Here is a 20,354-nt window from a genome sequence, read left to right as displayed (position 1 = left end):
AAAAAACTGAAATTTCGTATTGCGAAGTAAATTCGAAATCTTTAAAATAAAACAGAATAACTATCCTAACTCATGATTAAGGGAGATTCTATGAACCGCAAAGTTTTTCTTTATGTAAAAGCATTTTCAGATCTCGGTACCTTTATGGATTTAATCGCAATCAATGTCTTGATGTATATTGCTACCGGGAGTCCTGCCTGGCTTGCAGCCACCATGGCGTTCAGGACAATTGGCGGAGTCTTATCGAGCTTATTTTCAGGTGTTCTTGCTGATCGTTTTGACCGCAGGAAAATCATGATATGGACTGATGTTTTTCGGGCAATCATCATCCTGAGCCTGATTCCCTTTCCTAATCCTGTAATGATATTGATTGTCTGCTTTTTGATTGGTTTGACGAGCAGCTTTTTTGCTGTAAGCTACAGTGCTGAAATCCCGCAAATTTTCGGTCAGGACAAGGTTTTAGAGACGAATGCTCTTATCTCCAGACTTACATCAATCAGCTTAGTTTTTGGATTCATTGGTGCTGGATTGATTACAGATTTTCTCGGTTACCAGGTTACCTTGATTATCGACGCTGCTACTTATCTAATATCTGCGGCAGTATTGATCAAAATCAAGTGGCAAACCACTAAGCCTGCAAATTCAGGATTGATCACCAATGGATTTAAACAGAAAGTTTCCCAGATTGGTAGAGATTTAAAAGAAGTATATACTTTCATCCTTTCAGTGCCAATGTTATTGTATGTAAACATTGTTTTCCTGGTTGGTTCTTTTGCCGGTGCCTCTCATAATCTTGGTATTCCTTTGCTGGCTGACACAATTGATTCCAGCAAACAAAGCTTGATTTACGGGCTGATCTGGGGTGTCTGGGGAATCGGCTCTGTGTTAGCCACCCTTCTGTTGCCGAAAATGAAGTTCCTGCAGGGTAGCCACCTGTATCGTACATATTTTCTGGCAGCGATCTTGATGTCAACTGGCTTTATAACCTTTCTGTCAAATTTGAATATCTGGATTGTCCTTATGTTTGCGTTCTTTACCGGGATTTTTGATGCCTGCTTCACTACACTGCACGCGACAATCCTTCAGAAAACGGATAATTACATCAGGGGGAGAATATTTGGAGTTGGCATGCTGTTAAAGTCATTAGGATTCGCACTTGGCTTTGTCGTTGCCCCGATTCTGTTAGAAGCTCTTTCATTGGCTAAAATGGTCTGGATTTTCCACGGAACCTTGATTACCTCTAGCTTTTTGGTGATGCTATATTCGAATGCTAAGAGGAAAAAGTATCGGGAAGTAAATCAAAATTTATAACTGAAAAAGGAACTCCCCATTTTACGGGAGTTCCTTTTGTTTAACTTCTAGCTTGTGTGTCGCCCATGAAGACAAGAGTGAAATCTTCTATAAAAGCTGGAATGTCTGCTTCCATGCCTATCCAGTCCAAATTCTCTTCTGGTTCCTCCTCAGGCTTGGGCCTGAAGTCAGCCATACTCTTACCTCTTGCCCGGCCAAACAATTCTACGGTTACTCGTCTTGGTATATATTTCACAAGATTTTTGTTCACCAGGGCACTCAAGGTAATGACGTCATGGAGTGGCGCCCCCTGGATGCCCGGGACATTCTTTTTATACGCATCAAAGTAATAGTCATATACAGGTTTAATCAGATCTTTAAAAGGCGACTGGCTGTTTTCAGCAAGATAATCGATTACGGCTGGAGGAATGATTGCTTTATTTGTAATATTCAGCGGGTGCAGGAATACATTCCTTGCCTTCTCAAGCACCTGATTAGCCGCAATCGGATCAGCATAAAAATTTGCCTCAGCTTCCGCTGTGACATTTCCGGGTACGAGGAATGCTCCACCCATGATATAGACAGCACTAACTGTTTTGAACGCTTCCTCGCCATATAAGATAAATGGGATTGCCAATTCCGTTTGTCTTCCGACTCCGACGATTACTAGATTATCAGGGTACTGTTTTACAATTTCAAGGATTTTGTCAATATCATAGACCTTTACTTCCCCCAAATCCTCTGGGGGTCTGATTGGACCAAGCCCCTCTGGTCCATGTATCTCCGGATAAAAGGTAGCCAATTCACCAGATAAAGGGCCCGATGCACCTGCGATGATCGGTATATCCTCTCTTCCTCCCAGCTGCAATAAATAAGCTGTGTTATTTATTGCCTGTTCCTTTGTGATATTTCCGTATCCAGTAACAACGCCGACAACATTAAGTTCCGGATGCAGTAAGGCATACATAAGTGCCAAAGAATCATCTACACCTGAATCCGTAAACAACAGAATATTATACATGGCTCCCCTCCTTTTTAAAAAGTTTATTTTCTAAAATTAAGCTCCTTTAACAGTATATGTTTGTTTTAATAATGTTCATTCGAATTAATTATGTAGACATACTATTAGTGTTCTATTGCGTTTTCCGGCAAAAAATCGTCTGTCGTCCCTCCTGCTCATTTTCCTCAAAAAAGAGAATCTTCCACCCTCTGAATTCATTAAGCAACTCATTCGACTCCAGTTTATATTGATTTGAAATATGCTCGTTCCCTGATGTCTTTTGTTTGTAGTACGTTTCGAAGAATAAATATCCATCATCTTTGATCACTTGTTTTACTAGTGGAAATAAGGAACGTTCCAGATAATATGTCATTACCGCTAAATCGTACCTGCAGCTGGTTAAATCAGTTCTTTCTTTCGTGAGATCGGCTACCTTAGCGGTAATATTCAACCCTCGATTGGCTGCCTCCTCTTGAACATAGTTAATAGCAACGTCAGAGATATCAATAGCTGTCATGTCATAGCCTAGATCTGCCAGGAAGAAGCTGTTTCCTCCCAGTCCAGAGGCAAAGTCGATTGCAGTCCCTCCGTTCAGATAAAAAGCCATCTCTAGCAATCTTCTATTTGGTTCTGGAGAAGTCTGGTTAGTCAGCTTATCCATATATTTTCGATTCCATTTATCTTGAGAGTCCACTGTATATCACTGCCTTCTGAAGTAAAAGTTAACAAAAATATACCATAGATGTATTTCTCTTTCATTTTAATAAACTATTTTTATAATATTCTGAAAATATATTGCTAAATCCCTTAAAAATAGTCATACTTTAATTGTAACTAAATATTTATAATTAACGGTTATTTTGGTAAGCGCTTTCATATCTCATAATTTTTTTAGGAGGAGATGGAATGTCACTGACTCGTAAAATCCTTTATGGTATGGGATTGGGTATCATTGTTGGTCTTATTTTTAACTTAGCATTGCCTGGAGTGTTCGAAACAGTCAATAGTTATGTATTTGTCCCTCTGGGAAAAATCTTTGTCAATTTGATTAAAATGCTTGTTGTCCCTATTGTCATCGTTTCTCTTATACTTGGAACTGCGGGAATTAGTGATCCTAAGAAGCTCGGCAGGATTGGCGGCAAGACGATTTCTTTTTTCCTGGTTACTACTGCAATTGCATTAGTTCTTGCGATTGGAATGGCCCTTCTGGTTCAACCAGGTTCAGGGAGCTTCCAATTGGATGGCGCAAGTTTTGAAACTGCTGAGGCACCGCCGGTTATTGAAACATTATTGAATATTATTCCTGCCAACCCTCTTGGGGCCATGGTCGAGGGTTCTATGCTCCAGGTAATCGCATTTTCAATTATCATTGGCTTTGGTATAGCAAGAGTGGGTGAAAAGGCATCTGGATTGATCAAACTTGTCGAACAGGCGAATGATGTACTGATGTATTTAGTTCAGGCGATCATGAAATTTGCACCATACGGCGCTTTCGGTTTGATTGCTACAGCAATCGGCAGCCAGGGACTCGAGGCAATAGCCGCGATGGGCAAATATATGTTTGTCGTTCTGTTTGTATTGTTGCTTCATCTGGTGATCACATACGGGTCAGCAGTATCTTTGCTGGGAAAACTGAATCCAATTAAATTCATCAAGGAATTCTCTCCAGCTATGATTGTTGCATTCAGTACTTCCAGTAGTGCAGCGACCTTGCCTATTTCGATGAAAACATTGCAAAACAATCTCAAAGTTTCCAAAAGTGTCAGTGGTTTCGTACAGCCGCTGGGAGCCACGATCAATATGGATGGAACAGCCATCATGCAAGGGGTTGCCACCATCTTCATTGCACAGGTTTATGGAGCTGAACTTGGACTGGGTCAATTATTGACTGTCATATTGACTGCGACACTGGCAAGTATCGGAACAGCAGGTGTTCCTGGAGTAGGATTGATCATGTTGTCAATGGTATTAACTTCAGTAGGCTTGCCTGTAGAAGCCATAGCTTTAGTGCTGGGGGTTGACCGTCTCCTTGATATGTGCAGAACCGCTATAAACATTACGGGGGATGCTGCCTGCGCCGTCTATGTTGCCCGCTCTGAAGGAGAAACTTTCGAAGAAGTTGAGTTAGACGAGAATGTTACTGCATAATTCCTAAACTGTTATGAACAGCTGCTCAATTGATTTTGAGCAGCTGTTTTATTTGATGCTTTCCGTTAAAGTTCATTTTTGTTACAAAATTCATCTATCAAATTTTCGATCTGATCAAGTTCGGGTTGTTCACCAACAAAAGAAAATTTGATTTCTTCGATAAATTCTCCTTTATGGTATACATGAATAGCTCCATCCTGACTGATCACACTATATTCAGGTTCAAATACATAACCACTTCGTTCAATAGCTCCCATCCTTTTATCCCTCCTGCTTTGTATACCTTTTTTGTATTCCCTAATGAATGGCAAAGATACCACTTATTTAGTCTTCATCTATGCCGGTAAACTCTTTTTTCCAAATTTGCTGTGAAAAAGCACAGGTCAATTTGTATCAATCATTTGAAAGTTTACGGTTGGAAGCTGAATATCGTTTTCAACAAAAATCGCTGCGACCATATGTCTTAATTTACTTTCAATTTTTTCTTTGATTTCAAAGTTAACGACCGGTATTTCAATCAGGAATTCCATTGCCTTGCTATGAAAATCAATAAAACGGATATCAGGCTCAGGAGAAACAAGTATACCTTCTTCTTTTTCCTTGATTTCATTAACTGCTTGTTCAAGTAGAGCCTGTACCATATGGGTATCTGTCCCGAAAGCGACACTTACATTTACCTGGGCCATCATTTCTGCACTTGTTCGGTTCTTGATGATCTGCTCGATAAAATACTGATTAGGAACAATCAACGTTCCTTCCTTTGCAGTACGGATAATGGTCGATCTTAAACGGATTTTTTCAACCCGACCGACCTTGTCATTGATCTGAATGATTTCTCCTACTTCTATCGGTCTTTCAAATAAAATGATGATACCCGATACAAAGTTACCAGCTACATTCCTCATTCCAAAACCTATACCAATGCCAAGAACGCCAAAAACTGCCCCTAATGCAGTCAGGTTGATCCCGACACTTGTCAAACTTACTGCCAGGGCTGCAAACATAACGGTATAGTAAATGATTTGGTTGAAAGTATATCCCAGTCCCCTATCCACACCGTAGTAATCGTACACAGAGGTTAGAATATACTTGTTGAAAAGTTTTACAAGCCTGTGTGCGAGCGAAACAATCAGGAAGGCTATGACAATCAAAAAGATTGATACTTCCACTTCTCCATGAGTATATAGTGGATCAAATAACCATTCATTTTTTGAAAAGGTTAATAAAAGTAATATGATAATTCCATAAAAAGTTAGCCAATCCGCCAAGGAATCGATGATAGGCAGAGCTCTTTGAAAAAATCTCGAGTTTTTTGCTGCCGAAAACTTGGCGGCCCTCTTGATCAGCCAATTTCCTAATATGATTATCACTAAAAATATAGCAAGCCTTATTATTTCCTCGAGCGAAATGTCTCTTATAAAAGTATCTACCATATGTACCACCTGCAATCCCAATATATCTGTCTATTCCTGTAAAACAAGCGGATTAAACTTAACAAGTATACAAAAAACAAACCCACTCCTCTATAGAATGGGTTTGTTCTTGTATAAAAATTCAATTATACTAAATCCACATTATGATATACCTGCTGGACATCCTCTAAATCTTCCAGGGCATCAATAAGCTTCTCGAATTGTTCCTGTGTTTCTGCGTCAAGAGTAACCTCGTTTTGAGGCAGCATTGTCAGTTCAGCTACAGTAAAGTCAGTGATACCGGCATTCCTGAAAGCTTCCTGGATTGCGTGGAATTGATCCGGCTCGCCATAGATAATGATCGAGTCGTCTTCTTCAAGAATATCGCGTGCATCAACATCCGCTTCCATCAAAATTTCAAGTGCCTCATCAGCTGACTTCCCTTCAAATCCGATAACCGCAGTTTTGTCGAACATATAAGATACGGATCCAGCTACTCCCATGTTGCCGCCGTTCTTTCCAAAAGCAGCGCGCACATTGGAAGCCGTACGGTTTACGTTGTTTGTAAGCGCATCAACGATCACCATTGAACCATTAGGGCCAAAGCCTTCGTATCGAAGCTCATCATAACTTTCTTCACCGCCGCCCTTGGCTTTATCAATTGCCCGGTCAATAATGACTCTTGGTACATTATATGTCTTCGCTCTTTCGAGGACGAATTTCAGCGCCTGGTTGGATTCTGGATTTGGTTCACCTTGTCTGGCTGCAACATAAATCTCAAGCGCGAATTTTGAATAAACCCTGCTAGTATTTGCATCCTTGGACGCTTTCTTCTCTTTAATGTTGTTCCATTTACGACCCATAAATTCCACTCTCTTTCAACTTATATCAGATAGCTGCATTACTTAATCTTTATAAAGCTATTTCTGCAGCTGCTCACAGATAATATTATACCTTAAATGGAAGATTTGTTAAGAGGTTAGTATACCCCGTGGGAGCAATGAGGATATCGTCCCGCTGCTAAAAGATTCTCCCGCTATTAGCTCATAAGAATTTGTTTGGTCCTCAGGTGAATACATGGTGGTCAGTATCATGATTTCAAAGTTGTTATACTTCTCATACAATTAAAGCAGTCAATCTTTTACTTGCTCAGGATTCCCTATGATCAGAATGCATTTTCAATCATGACTGATAAATGAATTATGCCTGCCCTAAGAGGACAGGCTGCTTTGAATCATTATATTTTTGCTAGAAAATCTTTCATCACCTTAACAAGTTCTTCAGGCTGTTCATACATGCTCATATGCCCGGCATTTTGAATGACTTTCTCTCCAATATTCTGTCTCGAAACCGTAAATGTTTTTTCAGCAGGGATAATTTGGTCCTTTTCGCCGGCAACCAGAAGAACAGGCAGTTCACTGTCTTCTAACACATGGTTCCTATCTGGCCTATTTTTCATTGCCATCAGTGCGCTTACAAGACCTTCTACTGTTGTATTCATGCCAATTTTCACAGTCTCTTCGATTTCCGATGAATTAGCTTCAATATTTTCAGGGGAAAATAGCTTCCTGGAAAGTCCTTCGATAAATTGTTCCGTTCCGTCTTCCTGAACCTTCTTTGCATTGATTTCTCTAGCTTCCTTCGCATCTTCAGAATCTGGATTGGCTGTTGAATGTACCAAAGAAAACCCTTTTAAATACTGTGGGTATAGCTCAGCAAATGCCAGGGTGATATATCCGCCCAACGAATGACCGAACATAGTTACTTGATCCAACCCTAGCTGTTCCAATAAATCTTTAATTGTACTGGCCATATCCTCAATGGAATATCTGTCCTTCCTCATCCCTGACTCCCCATGTCCAGGCAAGTCGAGTGCGATCACCCTGTGCTCGCTGGCCAGTTGAGGAATGATTTTTTCCCAGTAGTCCTTGCTGCCAGCAAATCCGTGTATGAGGACGATTGGATTACCTTTGCCTTTATCGATAAAACTCATTTCTATATCCCTAGCTCTTTCATTTTTTGAGTCCATATCTTCCGCTCCTATCATTCAGTATATTTATTATATTCCCCGCTTCCCGTTTATTAATCTATCGGTAAAAGAGATAGGCTGATATTTCCACAGCTATAATCGTGTATTCTCTGTTACAATTTTAAAGTTGATAAAACACAGGAGGATACCCTTATGAAAAAACGTTTCCTGCCTCTGATGATTGTTTTACTCACCTTCATGGGCGGTTTTATATCCGGAACATTATATTCGAATACGCAAAAAACTAAAACGATCGCAACCAGCGCTCAAGCTGCACATTCAGCAAAAATACCTGCAGTTAAAAAAGAACCGCAATTGAAAAAGCAAGAATCAAAGGTTTTGATTGGCTATGTCCAGGATTTCAGGAAGCCGGACGAGATCGATTATAAAAACCTGACTCATGTAATTTTTTCCTTCGCCCATCCAAACTCTGATGGCAGCTTGCTAATGAATGGAGACCATGCTGTCAAAAATTTAAGGGCCATTGTTACTAACGCGCAAAAACACGATACGAAGGTTATGCTGGCAATCGGCGGCTGGTACCATATCAATGGCGGAGAATCCTATGATTATTTCAAGGCAGCCATTTCAACCTCTGCCTCAAGAAAAAAACTAGTTCACGAGCTTGTAAGTTTTGCAGAAAAAGAAAAGCTGGATGGCATAGACATTGACTTTGAGCATCCTCGCTCAACAGAAGATGCGCGATATCTCGCTGACTTTGCAAAAGAATTAAGTGAACAGCTGAAACCAATCGGAAAAGAACTGTCTATCGCTGTAAATGCCAAGGTGCACAGCGTGACAGGGAGTGAAATTCACTCAGTCGTGTTTGAGCCATCCATGTTCAAGTACTTTGATCATGTCAATTTGATGGCTTATGATGGCCAATGGGATGGCGAGTATAACGCTGCGAATTTATCACCTTACCCTTATTCTGCTAATATAGTAGCGTATTGGACTGCCCTTTTTGACAAGCATGGCTTTTCAAGGGAGAAACTGGTCCTGGGTGTTCCGCTATATGCACAGCCTGAGGATCCTTCTATCAAGCAGGTGTCATACGAAGCTATCACCAAACATCACCCTGCCAATACCGGCAAGGACCAGGTGCAAATGAATGGGACAACGTACCATTATAATGGCCATTCCACATTGAAAAAGAAAACCGATCTTGCACTCTCGCAACAGTTGGGAGGCATGATGCTTTGGGAAGCGGGTCTTGACGCTAAAGGAAATCACAGTGCCACGGCTTTGATCTCAGGGGAATTAAATAAACAGGAAGATTCTCGATACTATATCAGGAAATAAAGAAGGAAGCCGCTATTGGCTTCCTTTTCTTATGGGCCTATTGGACACCGTTCTGCTTATAAGTTAAAATATCGAACAAGAACAAACTTAACTACAGTCCTATGAACTGATCTCTTCGAATTCTTTAATTTTCTCGAGCCGTTCTACTAGCACCATGCACTTTCTGTCGCCAATTTCATAGATATACATTTTATGGCCGTTTTCCTTAAGAAGCTTCTTGAATTGGATTTCGCCTGATAAGTCATATCCGTTTGCTAAATCCGAAATTTTCTTTAGTATTTGCTCCCTGCTCGGTTCGTTAGTAGATGCTATTTTAATAGGTATCGGAATTCCCTTTATTTTAAAGGTAACAAGGACGACACTATCCAATTGAATCAACTCCTTTCAAAAACAATTCGACAAACTCGTATAATTTCCTTCTATTTACAAGTTTTTCTACCATAATCCTTTACATTATAATACCAAAAAAGGAGCGAGGCTTAACCTCCCTCCTCCTCATTATTCTTCTTCATTCATCATTTCATCAAATGCTGAAGACACCTTTTCAAATTCGTCATCAGATTCAATGGCTGCAAAATCTCCTTCTTCGTCCACTTTCAAGAAAAAGATATCAATATCTTCGTCCGTTTCTGTCTGAAGATCTTCAACAAAACTGACAGCTGCATAGTCAGACCCTTCAATTGTCAAAGTGCCAATCACCTCGACCTCTTGCTCCACATCATTCTCGTCACTAATTGTGAATACTTCGCCAACTTCAAGTTTATCCATCGTTAGTACCTCCTGTCTTTTTTTACACAGCATAGTATCTCAAAACTATGTAATCCACATTCTGTTTAAGACTAAGTTAAAAATAAATTTATAGCCAGTATAAAGCCTATTTACCCGATAAAAAAGTTGCTATTTTGTCTTTATTATCTTGAAAAACCTGCTGTCCCAGATACTTTAGTTCAGCCATATTAGTAAAATCATCAAATGGTACTTCTTCTGATAGCTCTTTATTCAGTCTGAGGTAATGGTCGCCTAGCAAAAGCCGACAATGATAAGAAACTGATTCAGAGGATAAATCCATAGCCAGATCCAATAATTTTGGCGTAACCTTTAAAGTTGGAAAATGGAAAGGCAGCCATTGCCGGATGCCCCAGTACTTTTCCTCTCCTATGGAAAAATCGATATTCTGTTGGCCAGTTCCAATTGATAGTATATGGATGTCGGCTAAGTCGGTTTTAAAGTGGTGCAGGGCTTCCGTCACACAAACCAATGATGGATTATTAGCCCATAGTCCTCCATCGATAGATAAATATTGATTGTTTACATTATTGGGTGGAAAGTAGATTGGCGCTGAACAAGACGATAGCACCGCATCCCACAACTTTATAGATAATTCATCCTCGGACGAGTAACCAAAGTCCGTCCGATGAACATAAGGTTTTCCATGTGTTATATCAACAGCGGGTATCAACAAAGGCTTTTCAATATCGCCAAGAGTAATTTCCCTGAAGGCCTGCTTTAACAGCCGGCGTAAATACCTGTCACTATAGACACTTTTGAAAAGACCGATCTTAGCTTTTCTCACAAATATCTTCTCACCATAACTCTCGTACCTGCCCATCACCTCTTCCATCGATGTGTTCAAAGCAGCTGAAGCAGCAATGATTGATCCTGTACTTGTACCTGAAATCACATCAAAGAGTTCACCCACAGGCTTTCCAAACTCTTCCTCTATCGCTTGTAGGATAGCAATCGGGAAAATGCCTCTTATACCGCCACCATCGATGCATAACATTTTCATGAGATTCCCCCGATTCGACCTTAATGCTAACATTCTTCCCATTCTGCCATAACAATATAATCAAACCAAAAAAGCCAAAAGAAGAGCTGCCCTTGAAAAGGCAGCTCTTCTGAATAATCTTATTATGATACTTTATCTTTCTCTTTTTCATGATTGAAGGAATATTCTTCTTCCCAGTATTCTGCATTTTTGATGCCGAGTTTCTTGGAATTGAAGACTGGATCAAGTCCTTGCTTTTTCTGTTCCTCATAATCCTTCAAGGCAATTAATGCTGGTTTCGCGAGAAGGACAATGGCAATCAGGTTGAGCCATACCATCAATCCCAGGCCAGCATCACCAAGAGCCCATGCAAGTGACGCTTCTTTTACCGCTCCATAGAAGACCGCGCCTAGGATGACAATCTTAAGGACAAACATTGGCACCTTGCCATTTCTGCCCCTGAGAAGATACGCGATATTCGTCTCAGCCATATAATAGTAAGCCATGATTGTTGTGAAAGCGAAGAAGAATAGTGCTACAGCAACGAATTCTGCACCGAACCCAGGAAGAACCGCATCTACTGCAGCCTGTGTATATCCTGGACCTGCTTCCACTCCCTTAAGGTTTTCGACAATGAATGCACCGTCAGCACCAACCGTATTGAACATTCCTGTAAAAAGGATCATGAAAGCTGTTGCGGAACAAACGAATAATGTATCGATGTATACAGAGAATGCCTGGACCAAACCTTGCTTAGCCGGGTGTGATACCTCTGCAGCAGCTGCTGCGTGTGGGCCAGTACCCTGACCAGCTTCATTGGAATAAATACCGCGTTTAACACCCCATGCAATCGCGCTGCCAAGAATACCGCCAAACATTGAGTCAGCACCGAAAGCACTTTTGAAAATCAAAGAGAAAACAGCCGGAACTTCTGAGATATTCATTCCGATAATGACTAGTGCGACAAGGATGTATCCAACAGCCATAAATGGAACTGTATATTGCGCGACAGTCGCAATCCTTTTTACGCCTCCGAAAATGATTAAAGCTAAAAGTGCGATTACTACAAAACCTGTCACTGACTTGCTAACGCCAAAAGCATTCTCAAGTCCCAGTGCAATCGAGTTGGACTGAATCCCTGGCATTAATAGTGACATTGCCAGCAAGGCAGCTATGGCAAACGCAATAGCGAACCATTTGATTCCAAGACCTTTTTCGATGTAGTAAGCAGGACCGCCTCGGTAGAGACCATCTTGCTTTACTTTGTAAATCTGGGCAAGTGTTGATTCTACGAATGCACTACCTGCTCCGATAAACGCAATCGTCCACATCCAGAAAACCGCACCTGGACCACCCATTGCAATAGCCGTGGCAGTACCTGCGATATTACCTGTTCCGACCCGGCCTGATAAAGCGATAGATAAGGCCTGAAAAGATGAAACACCAGCATCGGAACTTCTTCCTGTGAACATTAGCTTAACCATGTCTTTAAGGAGTCTAACTTGCAGAAAACGTGTCAGGATCGAGAAAAGCAAGCCGATTCCCAGAATGATGTAAATGACCGGGTTGCTCCACAAAATCCCATTGAGCCAAGAAACAAAAGCTTCCAAATGAATCCCCCTTTACAAATTTGATTTCTTTCTATTTTGAATTATAAGATAATTACACCTAAAGGACAATCAAAATGTGATATTTAACAGCAAACAATTTAAATAACTGTATATAAACAGGGGGTCGAATACTGAATTTGATGGTTTCGTACCAAAGGTTTATATAAGTTCGGTTCGAATTCCCTTGTTTTCATCCAAAGCTGTCAGAAGTTACGCCATGTTTGGACAACTATTCGCTGAATTCCTGCAAACCTGTCCAAAGTTGCTCTATGTTTGGACAACTTATCGCTGGTTTCCTCCAAAGCTGTCAGAAGTTGCCCCATGTTCGGACAACTTATCACTGGTTATCTCCAAACCTGTCAAAAGTTGCTCTATGTTTGGACAACTTATCGCTGGTTATATCTAAAGCTGTCAGAAGTTACGCCATGTTTGGACAACTATTCGCTGAATTCCTGCAAACCTGTCCAAAGTTGCTCTATGTTTGGACAACTTATCGCTGGTTTCCTCCAAAGCTGTCAGAAGTTGCTCCATGTTCGGACAGCTACTCACTGATTTGCTGCAAACCTGTCAGAAGTTGCTCCATGTTTGGACAGGTATTCGCTGTTTTCCAGCATATCTGTCAAAAGCTGGCCATAAACGAAAAAAGCGAGAGACGACTGTCTCCCGCATTGTTTTTTAATGTCCACTCTTCGCTCGTAAAATCGGAAGTGTACAGCAGCGGAATGAACCTCCAGATTTTATGATTTCTGTTATATCCACTTCAATTACTTCGAATCCCTTATTTCTTAGTTGTTCATTAACTCCTTTATTTACAGGCAAACTGAGGATTCTTTTGTTGCCGATAGAGAGCACATTCGTTCCGAGTGTAAATTGTTCATCTTCGCTAACATCTATTAGATCATACTTTGAACTGAACAGGTTGATATCTTCCTCTGTCAATGCTGGTCGATAGATTAATGCGACTTCCGGGGAAACGACATTGAAGACGCAGTCAAGGTGCAAATACTCTGCCTTAAACGGTATGGCGCGAACTTTAAGCTGGGGAAGTAATCCTTGTAAATGATCTGCTGCCTGCTGGTTGGTGCGATTGCTTAAACCTACGTACACTGTATTATGGTCGATGACAACGTCCCCGCCCTCGATCTGGTCACCTAACAAGTTATAGTAGGAGATTTCCTCATCCTCGAGCCACTGTTTCAGGACATTCTCCTCTCCCTTACGTACTTCGCTGGCCATATCAGCAACAAAAATGGTTTGGCCGAGGGTAAACCCGATATCCCTGGTAAAGACTTGTTCAGGGTATTTTTTATGGTATGGAAGAAGGATAACCTCTACACCGTAATTTTTTAGAGTATTCACGAATTCATTGTGCTGTTCCAAGGCAACTTCTATATGTATGCCTTCATCCTTGAAATGTTTCTGAGTTTCATTAATTACATCACGTATTGTCATATACTGTGGGCTACAAAGAATGACTTTCTTAAGTACGTCATATTCATTTATGACATACCCTCTATTTATGGGCTGCATATTCTGTTCCATCCTCATTCCTCCTTATATACAAATCACTTTAGGTTTTCCGGATTTTACTTTAATCATAACTTCGCCTTGAAAAAATCCTGTCAGATATCCTGACGAACCTGCTGATTTTTTTAAAAGAATTCTTTACGCTTATGAAAAATTCACAATCGTTAAGGAAATGAGGAGTTGAATGTGGAAAGGCAGAATCCTTCTGATTTGGCACAATTGATTATCATGCTTGATCTTTTTCGAGAAGAATTGTATGAAGAACTTTTGAAAAGACATGGAAAGCACGCTGTAGAAATATTACGTGCTGCTCAAAATGAAACTTTTTAAGGAGGGATTATTTGTGTCCTTGCATTTACGTACTGCCGTAGAAAAACTAAAGGACCATTATATCCAGCACCTGATTAAATCAAATATTACAACTGAAAGCGAAGAAGAATTAAGAAAATTAACATTGACTGAACTTAAAAATTTAATTAATGGGTATTAACGCTTTAATACAAATTGATAGCCGTGTAAGGAAATATGACATATAATATTTAAAACTGTTAAAAGTGTGGTGTATGAATTGGCTGCAGACCCGTCCTCCTTTAAAGAAAAGAAAGTTATAACTATAGGTATTGTCAGTGAGCTGACCGGGCTCTCTGAACGACAAATACGATATTATGAAGAAAGGAAATTAGTTTTTCCAGACCGAACCCCTGGTGGAAGCAGAAGATATTCATTCTTAGATGTCGAACAATTAGTTGAGATTGCCAACAAAATCGAAGATGGTGTCCAGACTTATGAGATCCGGCAGGAAATGATTAAGGAAAAGAAACGAAATAAAGACGAGGCACATAAGAAAATGATACAAGGGCAATTGAATGCTCGATTCGGCGTTCGAAAATATTAAACTGAAAAACCTTCAATAATGGAGGTTTTTTCTTTTTCTCAAAAATCGTGTAAGGTTTTCTGACACAAAAGTAGATTGATTAAAAAATACATGCGAGAATACAAACTACATTCACAATTTGAAAGGGGACGAAAAAATGGATACGGTATTTTTAATGAATAGCCTATGGGTTATGATCTCCGCTGTTTTGGTTATTTTGATGATCGGAGGTTTCATCCTGCTTGAAACAGGATCGACACGAATGAAGAACGCCGGACATATTGCCGGAAAAACGATTTTGACTTTTGGGATCTCATCAATTGTTTTCTGGGCTGTAGGTTATGGCCTGGTTTTTGGAGAAGGTAACTCGATACTGGGCTTTTCGGACTTTTTCTATTCTGGCTACGATGTAGAGGGCTTAGGACTTTCAGGTGCTGTATTCTTTCTGTTCCAGCTGGCTTTCGCCGGGATATCCTTAACGATTGCCTTTGGCGGATTTGCTGAGAGAGCAAAATTGTCTGTATATCTTGTCTTTGCACTTCTATTCTCAGTTTTAGTTTATCCGTTCATTGCTCACTGGATTTGGGGCGGCGGCTGGCTAGCAGAACACGGAAAACAGGATTTCGCTGGTTCAACTGTAGTCCACCTGACTGGAGCAATGGCGGCACTGGCAGCGACCATCCTACTGAAACCGCGTATTGGTAAATTTAATAAAGACGGTTCAGCTAATAATATCGAAGGTCACAACCAGGTTTTCACAGCATTGAGCGTATTATTATTATGGGTTGGCTGGTTCGGATTTAATGCTGGAAGCACCGTTACTGTTGATGGAGCATTCTTTGGGTTTGTTGCTCTCAACACAAATCTTGCGGCAGCTGCTGGTACTGTTGCGGCCATGCTAATCTCCTGGATTGTTTTAGGTAAAGCTGATGTACCAATGATGCTGAACGGAGCGCTCGCGGGTCTAGTGGCCATTACGGCATCCTGTGCTTTTGTTGATACTTGGGCAGCGGTTGTCATCGGGCTTATTGCCGGCATCCTTGTTTTCTACAGTATTCGCTTCTTTGAAAGCAGAAAGATAGATGATCCTATCTTTGCGCTATCAGTACACGGTACTGCTGGTGTTTGGGGCACTCTATCAACAGGATTCTTTGCAACCCCTGAGTTAGCCACAGTTGGAAATCCAGGATTGTTTTATGGTGGCGGTCTTGAACAGCTAGGAGTACAGGCGCTGGGAGTTGTTGCCTCAGGTGCTTTCGCTTTCATCGTATCCTTTATCATCTTATCGATTATGAAGATAACAATGAAGGGCTTGCGGGTAACAGAAGAGGAAGAAATCATCGGCTTGGATATTAGTGAACATGGCAGCTATGGGTATCCGGAATTGGTCAATAAAGAAGCAGCTGCAAAGGGATCAATCGAAATCCCCTCAAAAGGCAATGTTCCTTTAAGTTCACAGCAACCATCTGTCAATTAGATTATTGAAGTTTGATGTTATTGAGCGGCGGCCCTATTGTGGGCCAGCCGTCTTTTGATGAATGGAGAAAGGAGGACGTCCGAATTATGAACTTAAATAACTATTCAAATATAAATGCAATAAGAGTTAAAGGGCTGTCTGACGCAACTATTAGCAATGAACAATTAAACCATTTCCATGACTTAATCTATGATCAAGTCATATCTGTTGCAGTAAGCAAATTGTCAAAAGAATACGGGAGCCCCCCTTCACCTTTCTGCTTCTTCGTCATGGGCAGTGCTGGACGGATGGAGCAATCTATTTGGAGTGACCAGGACCACGGACTTGTTTTTACAACAAATAGTAATGATTCACAGGAGTACTTTTTAAAGTTAGGTAAAGAGATTTCCGAAGGATTAGAGCTGGCTGGCTATAAAAAATGTTCCGGCTCTGTTATGGCCAGCAATCCATTGTGGTGTAAAGCAATGAAAGATTGGGAGATTCAACTTGGAATTTGGGTTGGTGAATCTACATGGGAGACAATCCGATATTTGCTTATATTTGCCGATGCCAGGACCATCTTCGGCGAAAATAGCCTATTAAATACCTTGAAAGAAAAAGCCTTTGATGAAGTTAAAAGTAAGCAATTGCTGTTAAGGATGCTTCATAACACAATGTATGTGAAAAAAGGGGTCGGAGTACTTGGCCAGCTGCTTGTTGAAACTCATGGCGCCTATACTGGATCAATTAATCTTAAGGAAACTGCTTTTCTCCCCTTCGTGAATGCTGCAAGGCTGTTATCATTATTCGAAGGGATAAAAGAAACTGCGACTCTATCTCGTATAAGCCATATTTCTGAGAGCGTGTTGCCGCATCATGATAAATCTTTATACAGCAATAACTTTTCTGCTTTGCTTGACTATCGCCTGAAACATGGAAGCCACAGGGATTATGACTCCGGCCACTACGTTAACATCAATAAGCTAACTAAAGACGAAAAGAAAGTATTAAAGCAAATACTTAAAGTTGGTGAACAATTTTATGAACATGTCAGAAAGCTGCTTGAGAGGATGTAATTTTTATGGGAATGAATGATATGATTCGTTTCTTTAGGCAAATGACCGGTAAGCTTGGATCGAACATCTATGCGGGAATGCCAACTCACACAAATCCGCAGCAAATGTCGTTTTTAAGACACTTGCAAAAAGAAATAAAGGAAGGAAATAGCCTCGACTGTCCGTTGGAAGAATTGCCAGTCATTGTTTTTGACCTCGAAACAACAGGGTTTTATCCTGATAAAGGCGATAGGATCATCTCTATAGGAGCTGTAAAAGTAATTGGTTCCACAATACTAGAACAGGAGGTGTTCTATTCATTAATTAATCCTGAAATTTCAGTACCGATTGATGTCCTGGAGCTGACTTCGATCACTGAGGAAGAGCTCTTGACTGCACCGCAAACTTCACAAGTCCTGATGGAATTTTTAAATTTCATAGGCAGCTCGGTACTTGTAGCTCACCACGCAAAACACGAGCAAGCCTTTATGAGGAAATTCACAAGCAGCCATTTACGCTTAAATTTTGAACATAGAGTAATTGATACTTCATTTTTGGTCAGAATATTCCAGCCAGTTGTCAATTCCCTGCCTTTGGAACAAATTTGCCTTGAGTGCGGTATTGAAGTGAAAAACAGGCATCATGCATTGGCGGATGCTAAAATGGCAGCGAAGCTATGGGCATTTTATATAAAGAAAGCGCAGGAGCAAGGCTACCAGAACTTGCGGGAGGTTTATGAATACCTATCCTTAAAAAGATAAGATTGTACCCCGCATTCCTCCCCACCTCCTCTTCTATATGTACTCATTCCTATTATCTCAAATCATTTTATTTTGTTTACCGAAAGATTATTGGTACTATTGAATTGTATAAACGCTGGGAACAGGAAAAATGCTACTCCTTGCAGTTAATATTTTTCAATGAAGGAAGATGGATATATGACCGACAACAAACGATTAAACGATATAAAATATTCCGTGCTCGACTTGGCTCCGATTCTTGAAGGTGGCACAGCAGCAGATGCGTTAAAAAACACACTGGATCTTGCCCAGCATGCTGAAAAATGGGGCTATAACCGCTATTGGCTAGCAGAGCATCATAACATGCCCGGAATCGCAAGTTCCGCTACATCGGTCGTCATCGGCCACGTTGCAGCTGGTACATCCTCTATTAGAGTTGGTTCAGGTGGTATCATGCTTCCCAACCATGCTCCACTAGTGATTGCAGAACAATTCGGTACGCTTGAATCTCTATTCCCGGGGCGAATTGACCTTGGCCTTGGTCGAGCTCCAGGAACTGACCAGGTGACGGCCTATGCTTTACGTCGCGAACGTCGGAGTGATGGTCAGGACTTCCCAGAGCAATTGGACGAACTCCGCGCATATTTCAATCCAGAGTTTGATTCTCAATATCGAAGTGTCAGGGCGATCCCCGGCGAAGGATTGAATATTCCCATCTGGTTATTAGGGTCAAGTGGCTATAGTGCTCAGCTTGCAGGACAACTAGGTTTGCCGTTTTCATTTGCCAGCCATTTCTCACCTGAAAATACTTTAGGTGCTCTAAAGCTTTACCGCAGGAGTTTCCAGCCTTCAGAAGTTTTGCAAGAGCCATACGCAATGGTCGGTGTTAACGTGATTGCTGCTGCAACCGATGAGGAAGCAGAGTTCCTGGCAACATCCATGCAACAGCAGTTCCTAAACCTGTTCAGGAATAATCCAAGTCCATTGCTGCCTCCTGTTAAGAACCTGGAAAATCAGCTAAGTGAATACGAAAAAATGCTGCTGGGCAGCCGTATCGGATCATCAATAGTAGGCAGCCCTGAAACCATCAAAACAAAGCTGCAGCAATTCCTGGATGAAACACAGGCAGATGAAATGATTGTCAACGCGCAAATTTTTGACCATAATGCTAGATTGAAATCATTCGAAATTGTTTCTGATGTTTTTAAGGGATAAATTAATACAGTTCATGATAAAAAGAGGAGAATCCAATTGATTCTCCTCTTTTAATTTGGCTTATCAGAATGTAAGTTCACTTCACTTGAGTATTGCCCCGATTGCTCCGCTGAATTCCCCATTTTGAAGAAAGATTGGTTCCAGCCCTGACATTTTACAATAGTAATCAAGACTTTCTTGCATTGGCTTATTGCCTGCCAGCGTACTTCCTATGAATATCACTTTCTTTGTGTCGTGCAGAGCAGCCGCTTGTACGGTTAGAAGAGTGATGGTCTCTGAAATCATATTCAAAACTGAAGCCATTTTGTCAGCCGCAGAGCTTGAAGCAATCGCCTCTGACTTTGCGAAGTTGCTCGCAGTTAAATCACCAGGAATTGGTGGTTCTTCCGGGTGGTAGATATCCTTCACCAGCAGATCCACATTTCCTTTATCGCCTGAGTCAGACAAGTTTACAAGACTTGCAAAATCACTCCGATCAGCAAGAAGTTTACCCATTCCCATAAAAGTACCCCCGCCAATGCCGCTGCCAAGAACCCTGTCATAGTGTTCGCCTTCAATTATAAACCAGGAAGTGCCTGTACCAATATTGACGAGTAAGGATTTTCCGCCATTAGTCAATCCTTCCTTCATCATTAAGTAATTCGCACCCTCGCATGCTGTGGTGAATTCGTCGACAATCTCTGCGTCCGGAAAGTATTCAGCTTTAATTTTCCCTGCTCTTCCCCCTGTCAGAGAGACCTTTTTGTTAGCTGCAACTAGTTTCAGCCAACCTAATCCATCATCCATATCTCGGTTCGGTTGTTTGCGAAGATGCAATCTGCCATTTTCCTCATATGCAATTTTAATTAATGACCCTCCAGCGTCTATTCCCAACCTATTATTCATGTGGTCTCCCCTTTCGTTTGAATCGCTTCACTTCATCTTGGTT

General features: G+C 41.0%; 22 protein-coding genes. 10 read left to right on the top strand and 12 right to left on the bottom strand.

Annotated features, from left to right (window positions below):
• The first annotated feature begins 90 nt into the window (after positions 1-90).
• Positions 91-1,311, top strand: coding sequence for an MFS transporter (locus CD004_RS11125; RefSeq protein ID WP_102262825.1), 1,221 nt, complete (start codon positions 91-93; stop codon positions 1,309-1,311).
• A 40-nt stretch (positions 1,312-1,351) separates the two neighbouring features.
• On the opposite strand, the gene CD004_RS11120 is transcribed toward CD004_RS11125, so the two are convergent.
• Positions 1,352-2,311, bottom strand: coding sequence for a nucleoside hydrolase (locus CD004_RS11120; protein ID WP_102262824.1), 960 nt, complete (start codon positions 2,309-2,311; stop codon positions 1,352-1,354).
• A 112-nt stretch (positions 2,312-2,423) separates the two neighbouring features.
• On the bottom strand, positions 2,424-2,951 hold the full coding sequence (locus CD004_RS11115) for a class I SAM-dependent methyltransferase (RefSeq protein ID WP_102262823.1): 528 nt from the start codon (positions 2,949-2,951) through the stop codon (positions 2,424-2,426).
• A 245-nt stretch (positions 2,952-3,196) separates the two neighbouring features.
• Between CD004_RS11115 and CD004_RS11110 the strand changes: the two genes are divergently transcribed.
• Complete coding sequence (locus CD004_RS11110) at positions 3,197-4,438, top strand: dicarboxylate/amino acid:cation symporter (RefSeq protein ID WP_102262822.1); 1,242 nt, start codon at positions 3,197-3,199, stop codon at positions 4,436-4,438.
• 65 nt (positions 4,439-4,503) lie between these two features.
• On the opposite strand, the gene CD004_RS11105 is transcribed toward CD004_RS11110, so the two are convergent.
• The 4 genes from CD004_RS11105 to CD004_RS11090 all read right to left on the bottom strand — a co-directional run bounded on the left by CD004_RS11105 (position 4,504) and on the right by CD004_RS11090 (position 7,879).
• Positions 4,504-4,695, bottom strand: a complete 192-nt coding sequence (locus tag CD004_RS11105; protein WP_102262821.1) for a YbxH family protein — start codon at positions 4,693-4,695, stop codon at positions 4,504-4,506.
• Between the two features lie 126 nt (positions 4,696-4,821).
• Complete coding sequence (locus tag CD004_RS11100; protein WP_102262820.1) at positions 4,822-5,871, bottom strand: mechanosensitive ion channel family protein; 1,050 nt, start codon at positions 5,869-5,871, stop codon at positions 4,822-4,824.
• A gap of 125 nt (positions 5,872-5,996) precedes the next feature.
• Positions 5,997-6,713, bottom strand: coding sequence for a YebC/PmpR family DNA-binding transcriptional regulator (locus CD004_RS11095; RefSeq protein ID WP_102262819.1), 717 nt, complete (start codon positions 6,711-6,713; stop codon positions 5,997-5,999).
• Between the two features lie 374 nt (positions 6,714-7,087).
• Complete coding sequence (locus CD004_RS11090; protein ID WP_102262818.1) at positions 7,088-7,879, bottom strand: alpha/beta fold hydrolase; 792 nt, start codon at positions 7,877-7,879, stop codon at positions 7,088-7,090.
• 153 nt (positions 7,880-8,032) lie between these two features.
• Between CD004_RS11090 and CD004_RS11085 the strand changes: the two genes are divergently transcribed.
• Positions 8,033-9,181 carry a glycoside hydrolase family 18 protein gene (locus tag CD004_RS11085; RefSeq protein WP_102262817.1) on the top strand — a complete coding sequence of 383 codons (1,149 nt, stop codon included), beginning with the start codon at positions 8,033-8,035 and terminating at the stop codon, positions 9,179-9,181.
• 99 nt (positions 9,182-9,280) lie between these two features.
• On the opposite strand, the gene CD004_RS11080 is transcribed toward CD004_RS11085, so the two are convergent.
• The 5 genes from CD004_RS11080 to CD004_RS11060 all read right to left on the bottom strand — a co-directional run bounded on the left by CD004_RS11080 (position 9,281) and on the right by CD004_RS11060 (position 14,101).
• Positions 9,281-9,550: a hypothetical protein gene (locus CD004_RS11080; protein ID WP_102262816.1), complete on the bottom strand. Its 270-nt coding sequence runs from the start codon at positions 9,548-9,550 to the stop codon at positions 9,281-9,283.
• 129 nt (positions 9,551-9,679) lie between these two features.
• Positions 9,680-9,949 (bottom strand): DUF1292 domain-containing protein, encoded by a 270-nt coding sequence (locus CD004_RS11075; protein WP_102262815.1) that lies wholly within the window; start codon positions 9,947-9,949, stop codon positions 9,680-9,682.
• A 106-nt stretch (positions 9,950-10,055) separates the two neighbouring features.
• Positions 10,056-10,970 carry a CBASS cGAMP-activated phospholipase gene (locus CD004_RS11070; RefSeq protein ID WP_102262814.1) on the bottom strand — a complete coding sequence of 305 codons (915 nt, stop codon included), beginning with the start codon at positions 10,968-10,970 and terminating at the stop codon, positions 10,056-10,058.
• Between the two features lie 122 nt (positions 10,971-11,092).
• Entirely contained in the window at positions 11,093-12,559 is a 1,467-nt protein-coding gene (locus tag CD004_RS11065; RefSeq protein WP_102262813.1) for an alanine/glycine:cation symporter family protein, read from the bottom strand.
• Positions 12,560-13,234: 675 nt separating this feature from the next.
• Positions 13,235-14,101 carry a dimethylarginine dimethylaminohydrolase family protein gene (locus CD004_RS11060; RefSeq protein WP_233434994.1) on the bottom strand — a complete coding sequence of 289 codons (867 nt, stop codon included), beginning with the start codon at positions 14,099-14,101 and terminating at the stop codon, positions 13,235-13,237.
• Between the two features lie 171 nt (positions 14,102-14,272).
• Between CD004_RS11060 and CD004_RS23800 the strand changes: the two genes are divergently transcribed.
• From CD004_RS23800 to CD004_RS11030, 7 genes are all read left to right on the top strand, one after another.
• Positions 14,273-14,416, top strand: a complete 144-nt coding sequence (locus tag CD004_RS23800; protein ID WP_158651542.1) for a hypothetical protein — start codon at positions 14,273-14,275, stop codon at positions 14,414-14,416.
• 13 nt (positions 14,417-14,429) lie between these two features.
• Positions 14,430-14,576 (top strand): Fur-regulated basic protein FbpA, encoded by a 147-nt coding sequence (gene fbpA, locus CD004_RS11055; protein WP_102262812.1) that lies wholly within the window; start codon positions 14,430-14,432, stop codon positions 14,574-14,576.
• Between the two features lie 78 nt (positions 14,577-14,654).
• Entirely contained in the window at positions 14,655-14,981 is a 327-nt protein-coding gene (locus CD004_RS11050; RefSeq protein WP_102262811.1) for a MerR family DNA-binding transcriptional regulator, read from the top strand.
• A gap of 136 nt (positions 14,982-15,117) precedes the next feature.
• On the top strand, positions 15,118-16,437 hold the full coding sequence (locus CD004_RS11045) for an ammonium transporter (RefSeq protein WP_102262810.1): 1,320 nt from the start codon (positions 15,118-15,120) through the stop codon (positions 16,435-16,437).
• A gap of 86 nt (positions 16,438-16,523) precedes the next feature.
• The gene (locus CD004_RS11040) at positions 16,524-17,492 is read left to right on the top strand and encodes a DUF294 nucleotidyltransferase-like domain-containing protein (RefSeq protein ID WP_102262809.1); all 969 of its coding nucleotides are present in this window, start codon (positions 16,524-16,526) and stop codon (positions 17,490-17,492) included.
• Positions 17,493-17,497: 5 nt separating this feature from the next.
• Positions 17,498-18,232, top strand: coding sequence for an exonuclease domain-containing protein (locus tag CD004_RS11035; protein WP_102262808.1), 735 nt, complete (start codon positions 17,498-17,500; stop codon positions 18,230-18,232).
• Between the two features lie 177 nt (positions 18,233-18,409).
• On the top strand, positions 18,410-19,426 hold the full coding sequence (locus CD004_RS11030; protein ID WP_102262807.1) for an LLM class flavin-dependent oxidoreductase: 1,017 nt from the start codon (positions 18,410-18,412) through the stop codon (positions 19,424-19,426).
• An 81-nt stretch (positions 19,427-19,507) separates the two neighbouring features.
• Here the strand turns inward: CD004_RS11030 and coaW are convergent, their stop codons facing one another.
• Positions 19,508-20,311, bottom strand: a complete 804-nt coding sequence (coaW, locus tag CD004_RS11025; RefSeq protein ID WP_102262806.1) for a type II pantothenate kinase — start codon at positions 20,309-20,311, stop codon at positions 19,508-19,510.
• Positions 20,312-20,354: the final 43 nt, after the last annotated feature.

It is taken from the genome of Mesobacillus jeotgali, from assembly GCF_002874535.1.
GTDB lineage: Bacteria > Bacillota > Bacilli > Bacillales > Cytobacillaceae > Mesobacillus > Mesobacillus jeotgali.
This window is presented reverse-complemented; position numbering and strand designations above follow the sequence as displayed.

Coding starts and splice junctions, on each gene's coding strand:
- CD004_RS11125 (WP_102262825.1), top strand. CDS start 91: ATGAACCGCAAAGTTTTTCTTTATGTAAAAGCATTTTCAGATCTCGGT.
- CD004_RS11120 (WP_102262824.1), bottom strand. CDS start 2,311: ATGTATAATATTCTGTTGTTTACGGATTCAGGTGTAGATGATTCTTTG.
- CD004_RS11115 (WP_102262823.1), bottom strand. CDS start 2,951: ATGGATAAGCTGACTAACCAGACTTCTCCAGAACCAAATAGAAGATTG.
- CD004_RS11110 (WP_102262822.1), top strand. CDS start 3,197: ATGTCACTGACTCGTAAAATCCTTTATGGTATGGGATTGGGTATCATT.
- CD004_RS11105 (WP_102262821.1), bottom strand. CDS start 4,695: ATGGGAGCTATTGAACGAAGTGGTTATGTATTTGAACCTGAATATAGT.
- CD004_RS11100 (WP_102262820.1), bottom strand. CDS start 5,871: ATGGTAGATACTTTTATAAGAGACATTTCGCTCGAGGAAATAATAAGG.
- CD004_RS11095 (WP_102262819.1), bottom strand. CDS start 6,713: ATGGGTCGTAAATGGAACAACATTAAAGAGAAGAAAGCGTCCAAGGAT.
- CD004_RS11090 (WP_102262818.1), bottom strand. CDS start 7,879: ATGGACTCAAAAAATGAAAGAGCTAGGGATATAGAAATGAGTTTTATC.
- CD004_RS11085 (WP_102262817.1), top strand. CDS start 8,033: ATGAAAAAACGTTTCCTGCCTCTGATGATTGTTTTACTCACCTTCATG.
- CD004_RS11075 (WP_102262815.1), bottom strand. CDS start 9,949: ATGGATAAACTTGAAGTTGGCGAAGTATTCACAATTAGTGACGAGAAT.
- CD004_RS11070 (WP_102262814.1), bottom strand. CDS start 10,970: ATGAAAATGTTATGCATCGATGGTGGCGGTATAAGAGGCATTTTCCCG.
- CD004_RS11060 (WP_233434994.1), bottom strand. CDS start 14,101: ATGGAACAGAATATGCAGCCCATAAATAGAGGGTATGTCATAAATGAA.
- CD004_RS11045 (WP_102262810.1), top strand. CDS start 15,118: ATGGATACGGTATTTTTAATGAATAGCCTATGGGTTATGATCTCCGCT.
- CD004_RS11040 (WP_102262809.1), top strand. CDS start 16,524: ATGAACTTAAATAACTATTCAAATATAAATGCAATAAGAGTTAAAGGG.
- CD004_RS11035 (WP_102262808.1), top strand. CDS start 17,498: ATGGGAATGAATGATATGATTCGTTTCTTTAGGCAAATGACCGGTAAG.
- CD004_RS11030 (WP_102262807.1), top strand. CDS start 18,410: ATGACCGACAACAAACGATTAAACGATATAAAATATTCCGTGCTCGAC.
- coaW (WP_102262806.1), bottom strand. CDS start 20,311: ATGAATAATAGGTTGGGAATAGACGCTGGAGGGTCATTAATTAAAATT.